The sequence below is a fragment of the Klebsiella sp. CN_Kp066 genome (genome assembly GCF_040065135.1).
GTDB lineage: Bacteria > Pseudomonadota > Gammaproteobacteria > Enterobacterales > Enterobacteriaceae > Klebsiella > Klebsiella oxytoca.
On the sequence record NZ_JBEAIU010000027.1, the window covers coordinates 158,199 to 171,194 of the forward strand.

A 12,996-nucleotide genomic window follows, 5' to 3' on the forward strand; every position below is an offset into this window, starting at 1 on the left:
TTATTAAACATTTTTATAACAGATCTCAAAACTCAACTTAAAATTTAAACAATATTTAAATTTTTTTTCTTCAGTGTTACCTTTGAAGCCGAGAATCGTTTCACCTGCGCTAAATAAAAAAGCGAGTAAAGTAAGGCTCAAATCCGATGAAGAAAAAGATGGCCGTACCCAGCTCACAGGCGGTTGGTTCCAATAACACTCGGACCAACACCCGCCATGAGCAAGAGACGGATGTATTGTTGATTGGCGGCGGCATCATGAGCGCCACGTTGGGAACCTGGCTGCAGGAACTGGAGCCGGATTGGTCTATTACCATGGTCGAGCAGATGTCCAGCGTGGCGGAAGAGAGCTCGAACGGATGGAACAACGCGGGTACCGGCCACGCGGCGTTGATGGAACTGAACTATACGCCGCAAACCGCTAACGGTATCAACATCGATAAAGCGGTCGACATCAACGAATCCTTCCAGATTTCTCGTCAGTTCTGGGCCCATCAGGTGACCCGGGGCATTCTGAAAAAGCCTAAATCCTTTATTAACAGCGTGCCGCACATGAGCTTCGTATGGGGCGAAGACAATGTTAACTTCCTGCGCGCTCGATATGCGGCTTTACAACAAAGCGAGCTGTTCCGCGGTATCCGCTACTCTGAAGATCATCAACAAATAAAAGAGTGGGCTCCGCTGGTGATGGAAGGACGCGATCCGCAGCAGAAGGTGGCCGCGACCCGCTCGGAGGTGGGTACCGACGTGAATTACGGCGAAATCACCCGTCAGCTGATCGCCGGGCTGCAAACCCATGATAATTTCTCTCTCCAGCTGGGGACCGTGGTGCGCCGTTTTAAGCGCAACGCCGACAAAAGCTGGACCGTTACGCTGGCGGATGCGAACAACCGCCACCAGAAACGGGTTATCAAGGCTAAATTTATCTTTATCGGGGCCGGCGGCGCCGCGCTAACCCTGCTGCAGGAAACCGGTATTCCGCAGGCTAAAGAGTACGCGGGCTTCCCGGTCGGCGGACAGTTCCTGGTGTGTGAGAACCCGGAAGTGGTTAATCACCATCTGGCCAAAGTCTACGGTCAGGCCGAGGTTGGCGCGCCGCCGATGTCGGTTCCGCACATCGACACCCGTATTATCGACGGCAAACGCGTGGTGCTGTTTGGGCCGTTCGCAACTTTTTCGACCCGCTTCCTGAAAAACGGTTCGCTTTGGGATCTGCTGGCCTCGACCAACACCTCGAATATCATGCCGATGCTCAACGTGGGGCTGGATAATTTCGATCTGGTGAAGTATTTGATTAGCCAGGTGCTGCAAAAGGACAAAGATCGTCACGCGGCGCTGTGTGAATACTATCCGGAAGCGCGCAAAGAAGACTGGCGCTTATGGCAGGCTGGCCAGCGCGTGCAGATTATCAAGCGCGATGAGAAGAAGGGCGGCGTTCTGCGCCTCGGTACCGAGGTCGTCAGCGATGACGAAGGCACCGTAGCCGCGCTGCTGGGCGCCTCGCCGGGAGCGTCCACTGCGGCGCCGATTATGCTGCAGCTCATGGAAAAAGTGTTCAAAGAGAAGGTCAACTCAGCGGAGTGGCAGGCGAAACTGAAAGCGATTATACCAAGCTACGGTACGCGTCTGGACGGCAACGCTGCGGAAATTGAAAAGGCGCTGGCGTGGACCAGCGAAGTGCTGGAACTGCACTACGAGCCGGTTACGGTGGCTGATGAGGTACCGCAGGCGGAGCTGAAGCCGCTGCCGGAAGGTAAACCGGTCGCTGATATTGCGCTCTAACTTTTTCTCCGGCGGCTCAGGCCGCCGGATTCACTCGTACAGGGATTAACGCACAACGGCCGTGCCGATGGTTTCGTCCGCTCTCCAGATACGATATTTCACATCGATGTTGGCCGGGGTATAAACCACGATTGGCAGCTTACTGTTGTAACGCAGCATTCCCGCATCGCCCAGACCTGCCATCACAAACTGCTTCTCTTTTTTATCATCCGGACAGGCCATCATGGTCGAGACGGGGGAAGTCACTTTATCAAATACGTAGTAGTCGTAGCCCCAGCCTTCAAGGGTTTTGCTTTCCAGCTGACCGCCAAGACGATGACGATTGCAGTCGACTTCCAGCGTTTGGCCAATCATCAGCTCCACTTTTAGCGTTGACTCATCCGGCTGCTGCGGCAACTGAATCACCTGACGCTTCATCCCTTGCTCCGCTTTAGGGTAGGGAGCGATTTTTTCCAGCGGCTGTTCAGTTGCAACGGCGCTGGCGGAAACGCAGGCAAGAGCCAGCATGGAAGCGGCGAACGTAGTGATTTTTTTCACGTGGGTAATCCTTTGTTATCAATCCTCAACGGCATAAGAGTAGCATTTATCCGCTGAATGATAAGTGCAATTTACCAAAATTTTCACAAATAGCAGTTATAAATTCTGTTTATGAGAGGGAGCGTAGTCGTTAACTACTTCCCATAAGCTTAACGTCTCGGTTTAAGACGGGCGCTGAGAACGGGGTTTCATCGCAGTCGAGCAGGGGGTGCCCCCCTGCGTTTTGCTGTCCCGCGCTGTTTTTACTCATTTACCGCTCAGATAAAACGCCGATCGCCACCTGCCGGGATGGCAACATTTTACCTGTAAAGCGCTGCAATACAGCGCTGCTACTCTTCGTGATTTTTACCTTCTTCGAGGAAATCTTCATCAAGCTCATCAATGTTTCCAGCGTGATCGCGTCCGGAGAGAAGGTTCCAGCAGGCGATAAACAGCGCGGCGATCAGCGGGCCGATAACAAAACCATTGATGCCGTAAATTTCCATTCCGCCGATCGTGGTGATCAGGATCAGGTAGTCCGGCATTTTGGTATCTTTACCAACCAGTAAAGGTCGCAGAATGTTATCCACCAGACCTACGATGATCACAAAGAAACCGACGATAAACGCGCCCTGCCAGAGCTGGCCGGTCGCGAAGAGATAGATTGCCGCTGGAACCCAGATAATCGCCGAGCCCACCGCCGGGATTAGCGACAGAAACGCCATCAGGGCGCCCCACAGGATGCTGCCATCAATCCCCACGATCCAGAACGCCAGTCCCCCAAGCGCGCCCTGCGCAAGCGCCACCGCGACGGTGCCTTTTACCGTCGCCCGGGAGACGGCGGCAAATTTAGCAAAAAGATGCTGCTTCACGTGATTCGATAGCGGCAGGGATTCAAGGATCAGTCTGACCAGATACGGGCCATCTTTGAGCAGGAAAAACAGCAGATAAAGCATGATGCCGAAGCTGACGGTAAAGCCGAAGGTCCCTTTCCCAATCAAGAATGCGCTACCGGCCAGGTACTGGCCTCCTTTCAGCGCTACGTCTGAAAGCTGGCGCTGAATCTGTTCCGCGCTATCGAGATTATGCTCAGAAAGGAAGCTCCTGGCCCATTCCGGCAGATGAGCAAACAGGCTGGCTACCACGGTCGGGAACTGGGTGTCATTATGCTGCAGTTTGGTGTAAACCACGTTGAGCTCGAAGGCCAGCGACGAAAGAATGATCGCCAGCGGGGTAAAGACAATCAGGCAGATAATGACGATGGTCAGCAGCGCCGCCAGGCCGTTGCGCTCGCCGAGCCGATCGCGCAGTTTGTTTTTCACCGGGTGGAAGATCACCGCCAGAATGGCCGCCCATAAAATGGCTGAATAATAGGGGGAGAGAACGTCGAAAAAAGCCAGGGTGACGATCAGCACGATCAGGATGAAAAATCCTTTCGTAAGTCCATTAACTCTCATGTAAATCCTTCAGAAAAATGACGTGTACAGTCAAATAATAGAAGTTTCTCGGCAATTTACAATCATAGCTGCTGCGGCGATGTGTAGAAGAGCTGTATTGATGGGAGATATCATTTCTGCTCATACTTTAAACACACCGGCAGAATGGATTCGCGCTATTTTTGTTCTCGCTTTCTCTGTCCGGCTCGCCAGGACGAGTAATCAGCCGCTGAGACTGCCAGGTATTATTTGGCTCTTTTATATTAAATTCTCTTTCCATTATTATCACGATATTAATACCCACTATTATTATTCCCTTACAGCGGGTATGCATGAAAATATTTAAACTTCTATTGATTGTGCAGAGTGTTTTCAGTTCCAGGAATAATTGTTATCCCTAGAGTGCATTGATTTATATCAATTAAATGGTTTTATTTATATATGAATGCAAAGTTTATTCATACGTCTGCTATGAATTTAGTCATTAAGCAGAATGAATAATTAGTATTTTTTACAGAGAGTTGAATTTCTTAATTGAAACCCTGGTTAAAAGCGGGAGGCTTACTGGTTGACCTGTTACAATACTTTGTTCTACTATGGTTTTATTCAGGCTATTCATTATTTTACTCTAAGGTCCCTCAAAGGAAGAGATTGCTATGGCCGCTACGACTCAGAATACAAGCCGGGTTAACGTATTAATTTACCCTTAAGACTGTATATCGGTGGCGTACAGAGGAGTGTCGATCTACGACTAAAACTTCTAACCACCAGCGATTGTCAGTCGTAATACAGCAGCCGTTTATTCTCTGAAGGAGAAAAAATCATTATCAATAAAAATTATTTCAATATCGGGCTGTTTTAATTTAGCCCGGACATAATCTTCAACGTGCAAAATATGCTGGCAGGGACGGTTCGGAATAAAAGTTGATGCTGAATGTTGCCTGTATTAAAGACTTTAATCAGGAAATAGCTGCTCGAAGAGATCGTAACATCGCGCCATGCTGGCGACGCCGCTCTAATTGCTGGCTTCTTAATAACGCTACTTTTCAGGAAATAACCTGGAAATATTTTTAAAAGTCCCAGGGTGGTCAGAAACGTTAGCTGACGAAATGCGCGAACCTGGCAAAAACACACAATCAGCCTGTCAGGCCTGATGCGCTTTGGTAAGTCAGCAGCGATGGGCGGTAGCGTGCCCGCAAACGATAAAGAGAGACTCCTGTGAAAACCCCGCCATGCCGCAACGCCAACTTAATTCCTGCTGTACCGTGCTGCAGAAGGAGTGCGCCAGACCCGGGCGAGCGGGCAAATCCTGCCCGGGCACTGTCAGCCGGCGCAGACGGGCCCGGTTCCGGCCTGCAATAAAGAGGAGCAGCCTGCGATGACGTTTGAGAAAGAGGTGAACGAATGGGTGATATCCCGGCACAGCAGTTCAGCCACAACCATCCTCTGTTAACGGTGCGCGGCTGCCGCGCCCTCCTGGACGTGCTGGCCTTTGAAGGCGATGAGGCCCTGAGCGAACCGTTCAGCTACCAGATTGAATTCACCAGCGCCGACAAAACCCTCACGCCGCAGCAGATGCTGATGCAGGATGCCGCCTTCACCCTGCAGGCCCCGGTTGACCAGGGCTTCGGGGTAAAAATCCGGCAGCCGGTACGCACGATTCAGGGCGTGGTGACGGCGTTTGAGCGCCTTTCCGCCTCCCGGGACGAAACGCATTATTCCCTGACTCTGCAGCCGCGTCTGGCGCTGCTCTCCCGGAGCCACCAGAACCGGATTTACCAGGATATGTCGGTGCCGGATATCGTGGAGCATATCCTGCGCACCCGCCACGGCATGCGCGGGGAGGACTTTATCTTCACGCTGGCGCAGGCGTACCCGCGGCGCGAGCAGGTGATGCAGTACGGCGAGGACGACCTGCGCTTTATCACCCGCCTGCTGAGTGAGGTGGGTATCTGGTTCCGCTTCACCGCCGACACCCGGCTGAACATTGACGTGGTGGAGTTTTACGACGACCAGCGGCACGACGGGCAGGGGCTGATTCTGCCGTCGGTGCCGCCCTCCGGCCAGCACGACAGCGGTACCGAGTCGGTGTGGGCGCTGAAAAGCCGGCATCGCGTGGTGCCGCAGTCGGTGTTCACCCGGGACTATAACTACCGCAACGCGCCGGCGGAGATGAGCCTCAGCATCGATGTCAGCCGGGGCGACAGCACCACTTACGGCGAGGCGTACCACTGGGGGGATAACTACCTGACGCCGGGCGACAGCCATCCGCGCGACCCGGCGCCGGAGAGCGGGGCGTTTTATGCCCGCCTGCGTCACGAGCGCTACCTGAACGACCAGACCCGGCTGAGCGCAAAGAGCAGCTGCGCAACGCTCGCCCCCGGTCAGGAACTGAAGGTGAGCGGCGGCGAAGAGGTCACCGGCACCTTCCGTGAGGGGGTGGTGATAACCCACATCCACAGCCGCGCCCGGCGCGACCGCAGTTTTGAGGTGGCCTTCCACGCCATCCCGTATTCGGAAGATTACGGCTTCCGCCCGGCCAGTATCGCCAGGCCGGTGATGGCCGGGACGCTGCCGGCGCGGGTCACCAGCACGAAAAGCAGTGATATCTACGGCCATATCGACCGCGACGGACGTTACAGGGTCAGCCTGCTGTTCGACCGCGACCACTGGCAGCCGGGAGAAGAGAGCCTGTGGGTACGCCAGGCGCGCCCGTATGCCGGTGACACGTACGGCCTGCATCTGCCGCTGCTGGCGGGCACCGAGGTGGCCATCGCCTTTGAACAGGGTGACCCGGACCGGCCATATATAGCCGGTGTCCTGCACGACTCGGCGCACCCGGACCCTGTCACCATCCGGAACTATAAACGTAACGTGCTGCGCACGCCGGCGAACAACAAAATCCGCCTCGACGACGCGCGGGGAAAAGAGCACATCAAGGTCAGCACGGAGTACGGCGGCAAGAGCCAGCTGAACCTGGGGCATCTGGTGGACGGCGGAAAACAGCCGCGCGGGGAGGGATTCGAGCTGCGTACCGACAGCTACGGAGCGATACGGGCCGGGAAAGGGATATTCATCACCGCTGATGCGCAGATGAAAGCGCAGGGGCAGCAGCTGGCGATGGAGCCTGCGTTGTCGCGGCTTTCAGCGGCGCTGGTGGAAATGCAGTCGCTGGCTGCCGGTGCACAACAGGCACAGGCGCTGGCTGCAGATGTGGGGCGTCAACAGAAGTTGCTGCAACAGAAAATAGAACAGATTCAGAAGGAAATATTGCTGGCGACGGCCTCTCAAGGCGTGGCGCTGGCAAGTGGTGACGATATGTTGCTGTCAGCGCAGGAGAATCTGACGCTGATCGCCGGTAAACAACTGGATCTGGGTGCGCAAAAGGACTTCACACTGGCAGCAGGAAAACAAATTAGCCTCTGGAGCCAGAGGGGGGCTAAATGGTTCGCATCGCAGGGGGATATTGATATTCAGGCGCAGAGCGGAAATATTACCACCTGGTCAACGCAGGACACGTATATTTCGAGTGGTAAGAGACTGGTAATAACGGCACAGGATGAGCTGACGCTGATATGCGGGGGCGGATATATCAAAATCAAAGGAGGGAATGTTGAAATTGGCGGTCCTGGAAAGTTGCTGATAAAAAACACCGGTATTAAGAAAGCAGGTTCGGGTAGTATGCAGGCAGTAATGAAGTCGTTTGAGTCGGGAAGTTTTGATGAGAAGTTTATTATTACTCATCCGGTTTCTGGAAAGGCTCTGGCAAATCAGAAATATGAGATTCACTTGCCGGACGGAAACGTAATGTCTGGCATGACGAATGCGATGGGACATTCTTCGCTTATAAATTCACAGACAATTGATATGCTGAAAATTATCCTGAAAAAATAACAGGAAGAAGAATGTACCACATAAATTAACTATGTGGTTTCTCCAGCCGCTGTTAAGTGGTGTTCCGGGAATAGAGCGCGTAAGGATGACTATTTATTACGCCCAGGAGGCTCTATTCGGTAAGTTCAATTATATAGTGAAGCAGGGGGGGGGCTTGATTATAAAAACACACGGGCTGATTGTATAGCGAGGACCGTTATTAAATTGTCCAATTACACATTATGAATTTTTTTAGATAACGAAGCAGATATGTCAGTCATAATTCTGGTTATGCTTGTCCCCTTATTCGCTTGCAACCTCGAAATAAATAGATGGAATGAAGACTCTTTTGAATAAATAACTGGGGTAAGAATATGATAAATAAATTAATCGTATTATTTTTGGAACTAGTGTTGTTAAGCTGTTCTCTTTTTTCATTAAGCGGTTGCGTTACTGAAGGGGCCGCATTCGGTCTGGGGGCAGGGAGCCTGCATGAAACGGTAATGACAGAAAAAGACAAAAATGCACCGTCACCGGTATATGGTCTGCCGCAGGTGATCTACCGGATAGATAATAATCGTTATTTTACATTGGAGAATTATACCCGCTGCGAGAATGGGCAAACGTTTTATAATAACAAAGAAAAAGATATTCATGTCAAAGTATTGGACGGTTCAGGATACCTGTTTAAAGGCCGTTTATTCTGGTTGTCCATACGTGATGATTATCTGGCATTTCCAGCAACAATAGATACAAATCATGCAGCTTGTATGGGAGCAGATAAAGGTTGTATGAATGCCGTCATTGTCACAACTGATGGTGGAAAAACACTCTACGGCGTTGAATATGGCAGCCATACTCAGGATCCAACAGGTGATACAAAAGATTATGATATGTTAGTCATGGATGAGGGATTTTATTTGATTGTATATCATTCTTCTAAACGATCGCCAACGAATGCTTATGCCCTAAAATGGACATTTTACCCAAATGCAGAGTCTGCCAAAAAAATAGGCTATCCCGGAGTGACTGGACCAGTTTATCAACCAGAACTTTCTATAGATGTATCTCAAATTCTTCAGGAAAAAATGCAATGCGACCGACGATTAGAACCCGTAAAATTTTCAGGGATAGTCTCTCATGAATAATAAATCCTCACCAACCAGAAAAGTAGAGGTGCATACAACCGATAATGGCACGCCATTTTCCTACTCAATGACTTCCCATAAAAATATAAAAGTGAAAGCGGAAGTTCAACCGCCATTGCAGTTGCCTGGATTAATTATATTCGTACATGGAGTTAATTCAGAAGGCGAATGGTATAAAGAGGCTGAAGTATCATTATGTAATGGTTTGAATAATCGACTTGGGTTATCTGACAAAGATACTGTACATCAATTGCAAGCTAACGAATACGCAGATGCTCACTGGAACAAAGATGGCACCAAATGGATTGTTCCTGCCAGGAAAATTATCAAAGAAAACCGCTCCCCAGTTATCCGCTTCTACTGGGGTTATCGTGCTGCTAATAACGAAACCGATAGATACGCCATTCCGTTAAAAAACAAGAAAGGTGATAATTACTATGATCTTTCTCCCGAAGAGCGCAAAACGAAAGGCCCATGGTTCTGGGGCGGCGGGCCGTTCCAGAACGGCTGTAATCAATTGGTCAGCCTGTGGAGTGAGAAGGGATTTGACAACTGGCCGAATGTGCTGGGTATGCCGATCCCCTTCAGCACTCAATTGATTAATGGTGAGCGTGATCGCCTGCTGACCGCGGCGCCGCCGCGCCACTATTATGCGCACGCCGCCGGGCGTCTGGCGGACCTGATAAAAACCATCCGCAGTAAATATCCTGAAGACACAGTTACGGTGCTGTCACACAGCCAGGGGACAATGGTTGCGCTGGCGGCAGCAGCCATTGAGGCACCGGATGCGCTGTTCGTCATGAATTCACCTTATGCGCTGGAAAACGAACTCACCACCTATATTTCCTATCCGGTGAAAGAGATCATCAGTAGGGAAGCCCGGGAGGCTACGTTTGCCGATATCGTTAGAAAGGTTGCGGAAAACAAAACCCGCCTTGCGCAGCAGGGCTACGATCGCCTGTTGGCAGGCGTCAGCAGCGATGGCGAAAGCTGGACGCCGGAAGGGAAAACCCACGCTGGACTGCCGGAGCGCGATAACCACGGTACCACGTGGATTTACTGTAATCCGCATGACCGGGTGATGGGCTCGGCTCCGCTGCGAAGTATTGGCTGGCAGGGGTTACCTAATACAAAAGAAAGTGATTATAGTGAATCCCATTCTTTATTTAAGCTGGCAGGCGACACACTTTATGTCCGTATGCTGGGGCGTAATACACCGTGTGGAAATGCACCGGATACACAAACCCATTTCAGTAATCTTGGGGATGGTAAGCCATTCTGGGACAGTACGACCACGGTGCTTCAGAAGATGACCTGGCTGGAACCAGACAAAGGACAAATGCTGACGGTTAATGCGCCGCAGGTACCAGAACCACTGACTTCTGAGGAACTGAAAAATTTTGACCAGGATTATGCCAGCACTGAAAAGCAAACTGGCTCAATAGGATACGGCTACGGACAGATTAACCCGACGACGAAAAGACCCGTTGACATAGACTACCGTTATTACATTTCACTATACGGTTATTTTGACCAGAAGATGGTGCCTAAAACACCTTCCTCCTGGTATCAACCTGGGCCGGGATCGAAAGAGGATCGGGTGAAATATGAAAAACAGTCGAGAACTGAAATGCTGGAAGATATAAGGACCTATGTTCAGCGCCCGACCGATCACAGTACCCTGCCAATGAATGAACATTTTATGAGTCGAGTTGTGGCCTATGATCTACCGCTAGGGTATTGCTGGCATTCATGGGATCGGGCAAGCCTGGCAGAATTGCGCAGGCAGGCGGACTGGTTGGAAAGTGATGATTATTATTTCACAGGCGAACTGAATAAGCCGGATATTCCCCCGGCAATCCGGCAGGATGTGGCAGAAGATGCGGTGAAGAGAAAGGCCGAAGAAATAGCCCGATGTATCGGGAAGAAATGAAAAATTATCATCGCTGAAAGTAGTTACTGTATTTACCAGCAATGGAATTAATCACATACATATTCTATGACTTAAAGTTTATTAGCTGAACGTCGTTGTGTGAGACATTTTATTGCCTGATATGTCAATCGATAACTTTAATTATGAAGGTTTTTACGGTTGGTAATTATTGCATTAATGTTTCATGGGTTTTTTGGTATGAACGCAGGGCTCATGAGTGAAAATAAATATTAGGAACAGTTAGTAATAGGTGGTAAATATGGCTAGACGTGTTGTTGTTATCAATGATGTCACTTCTCATGGCGGAAGAGTTATTTCAGCATCGTCCACTTTTAATATTGAAGGAAAAAACGCGATGTTGCTGAATGACCAGGTGTATTGCCCGGAGCACGGCGCTAACCCGATAGTGGAATGTGATATGAGTTATGAGGAAAACGGCAGGGGAATCGTGGTGCATGGCTGTAAGAGTGCCTGTGGTTCTGTGGTCTACGCTAGTTTGCCGGATGTGGAGATAGGTTGATGGGCTGGTCATTACCAGAGGTTCCCGCGAGGCCTGATGCACAACCCTGGTCACCCTGGATATGCCTGTCAATTACTTTCGCCGGTGTATTTATCGCGTTAGTGCGGGTGGTACTGTATTCACCCTCCGGTGATTTACCAACGCTTGCAAGCGGTTACTGGCTACCACTGACCGGATATACTTTGGTGGGTGTTACTGTTGCCGTAACCTTTTATTTGTTATGGTGGGAAATACAGACTTTCCGCGTCCGTAACTGGAATAACTGGCGACGAAATATGCATCTGGCATGGCGGCATCAAGCACACCTGCATTTATGCGTGACCAGATGTGTGGTATTAACCGCAGACCCACAATTGCTTTCTCGACTGGCGGGTGTTATGCCTGAAAACAGTGACGAAACTCCTTTATTAACATTGCTTCCTGAGGAAAATTTAATTCCTGGTATTTCACGCTTTGAACAACTTTGTCGTTTGTTAATAAACCAGATTAAAACAATACTTTTCCAGTCCTGTCCTTCAGGTCCGTTAACGGTGGTAATACAGACATCTGCTCCTGATAAAGAACAGGAGCTCCAGTATTTTTCCCTTCTCTGGGAAGATGAAGAATTACCATGGATGCCAGATATTCATGCCTTACCCAGTTCGTCAATTTTTAATAACTGGAATAAATTCCTGTCTACTGCTCGTTATCCACTACTGGTGCTGGCGCTGCATTACCGCCAGCCAGAAGAAAACTTACCGGAATTTGCCTGTGCGTTGCTGCTGTTGCCCGATGCGATGCTGAAATCGTCAGAACAGCGCGATGCGGTGCGAGTATTTCGCGCCATGCCGCTGAATACTGATGCATTGCCCCGTGAATTGACGGAATTACGTGATATGGCGCAGCAGCCTCCCGGGGTAAAACATCTGGTCTGGCACAGTGGGTTATCTGCGCCGTCCGCGCAGGCGCTGGGGCGGGTGGTTAATGAGTTACCTTTGCCCCTGCAGACTGATATCGCCGCCGGTGGTATTGTCGATTTTGCGAAAATCAGCGCTAACTACGGGCCTCTGGCCGGATGGCTGATGGTGGCTGCGGCAGCAGAGATGGTCAGTTACGGTCCGGGGAGCCACTGGCTGCTACAGGCGGATGGCAAACAGGCCAGTGCGATGGTTGTCGGCAACAGTCTGCCGGTTACCCATGATGAAGATGTAAGATTGGCTCCGTTACCTTATCCGGCTGGGTCGCTCAGCCTTGCGGTATTGCTCAATATTGCGGTTTTTGGAGCAACTGCCCGTTTTTTCCCGGACTGGCTGTTTTCCTGGTACGGCGTGTTCAGCGTGCTGCTGTCGCTGGCCGTGTCTCTGCCCGGCGCTGTTTTCCTGCTGCGCCGTGCCCTCACTGCTCTGCAACGCCCCCATTTTATTCAGGCAGCCGGACTTGCCCGCAAGGAATAATCCAATATGAAAAGGTTTTTATACATCCCGGGAGCGGGTCTCTGTGTCCTGGTTGTTTTGTTGGCTCTGTTGTTTATTCTGGCCCAGACAACTCATCTTTTTTTTGAATGGACGGGTGAACGCGTATTCTGGATTTCGCTGCTGGGTACGGTTTTTCTGACCAGTTCGTTAAGCGTGCTTATTTTTTTCCTTATCCCTTTCCAGAAAAACGACATCCCGTTGACGCCGCATGACCCTCGCCTGACAGGCGAGGTGGCCGGGGCAGAGGAACGAAATGTACCTCTTTCTTCACTAAGACAATATCTCCGCCGCCGCTATACCCGTTTCTGGCGCCACAAAGTCCGCCTGCTGCTGGT

General features: G+C 50.8%; 8 protein-coding genes and 1 pseudogene. 7 read left to right on the forward strand and 2 right to left on the reverse strand.

Going from position 1 to position 12,996, the window contains the following annotated elements; all coding sequences use genetic code 11:
* The first annotated feature begins 146 nt into the window (after positions 1–146).
* The gene (gene mqo / locus ABLV75_RS09080; RefSeq protein WP_004103978.1) at positions 147–1,781 is read left to right on the forward strand and encodes a malate dehydrogenase (quinone); all 1,635 of its coding nucleotides are present in this window, start codon (positions 147–149) and stop codon (positions 1,779–1,781) included.
* 45 nt (positions 1,782–1,826) lie between these two features.
* Here mqo and eco read toward each other — a convergent pair whose 3' ends face one another.
* Positions 1,827–2,318, reverse strand: a complete 492-nt coding sequence (gene eco / locus ABLV75_RS09085; protein WP_004114163.1) for a serine protease inhibitor ecotin — start codon at positions 2,316–2,318, stop codon at positions 1,827–1,829.
* 329 nt (positions 2,319–2,647) lie between these two features.
* Complete coding sequence (locus tag ABLV75_RS09090; protein WP_004103976.1) at positions 2,648–3,754, reverse strand: AI-2E family transporter; 1,107 nt, start codon at positions 3,752–3,754, stop codon at positions 2,648–2,650.
* Between the two features lie 1,383 nt (positions 3,755–5,137).
* On the opposite strand from ABLV75_RS09090, the gene vgrG reads away from it, so the two are divergent.
* The 6 genes and pseudogenes from vgrG to ABLV75_RS09120 form a co-directional block, all read left to right on the forward strand.
* Positions 5,138–7,627: a type VI secretion system tip protein VgrG gene (gene vgrG, locus ABLV75_RS09095; RefSeq protein WP_348854926.1), complete on the forward strand. Its 2,490-nt coding sequence runs from the start codon at positions 5,138–5,140 to the stop codon at positions 7,625–7,627.
* Between the two features lie 353 nt (positions 7,628–7,980).
* Positions 7,981–8,754, forward strand: a complete 774-nt coding sequence (locus ABLV75_RS09100; RefSeq protein WP_004114157.1) for a hypothetical protein — start codon at positions 7,981–7,983, stop codon at positions 8,752–8,754.
* Positions 8,747–10,687: a hypothetical protein gene (locus ABLV75_RS09105; RefSeq protein WP_024274503.1), complete on the forward strand. Its 1,941-nt coding sequence runs from the start codon at positions 8,747–8,749 to the stop codon at positions 10,685–10,687. The genes ABLV75_RS09100 and ABLV75_RS09105 overlap by 8 nt, the downstream gene beginning before the upstream one ends.
* A gap of 259 nt (positions 10,688–10,946) precedes the next feature.
* Positions 10,947–11,207, forward strand: a complete 261-nt coding sequence (locus tag ABLV75_RS09110; RefSeq protein WP_024274502.1) for a PAAR domain-containing protein — start codon at positions 10,947–10,949, stop codon at positions 11,205–11,207.
* Positions 11,207–12,640, forward strand: coding sequence for a hypothetical protein (locus ABLV75_RS09115; protein WP_004114150.1), 1,434 nt, complete (start codon positions 11,207–11,209; stop codon positions 12,638–12,640). Before ABLV75_RS09110 ends, ABLV75_RS09115 begins: the two co-directional genes overlap by 1 nt.
* A 6-nt stretch (positions 12,641–12,646) precedes the next feature.
* A pseudogene (locus ABLV75_RS09120) lies at positions 12,647–12,996 on the forward strand (type VI secretion protein VasK); the annotation flags it as partial.

Coding starts and splice junctions, on each gene's coding strand:
- ABLV75_RS09115 (WP_004114150.1), top strand. CDS start 11,207: ATGGGCTGGTCATTACCAGAGGTTCCCGCGAGGCCTGATGCACAACCC.
- ABLV75_RS09100 (WP_004114157.1), top strand. CDS start 7,981: ATGATAAATAAATTAATCGTATTATTTTTGGAACTAGTGTTGTTAAGC.
- ABLV75_RS09105 (WP_024274503.1), top strand. CDS start 8,747: ATGAATAATAAATCCTCACCAACCAGAAAAGTAGAGGTGCATACAACC.
- mqo (WP_004103978.1), top strand. CDS start 147: ATGAAGAAAAAGATGGCCGTACCCAGCTCACAGGCGGTTGGTTCCAAT.
- vgrG (WP_348854926.1), top strand. CDS start 5,138: ATGGGTGATATCCCGGCACAGCAGTTCAGCCACAACCATCCTCTGTTA.
- ABLV75_RS09110 (WP_024274502.1), top strand. CDS start 10,947: ATGGCTAGACGTGTTGTTGTTATCAATGATGTCACTTCTCATGGCGGA.
- ABLV75_RS09090 (WP_004103976.1), bottom strand. CDS start 3,754: ATGAGAGTTAATGGACTTACGAAAGGATTTTTCATCCTGATCGTGCTG.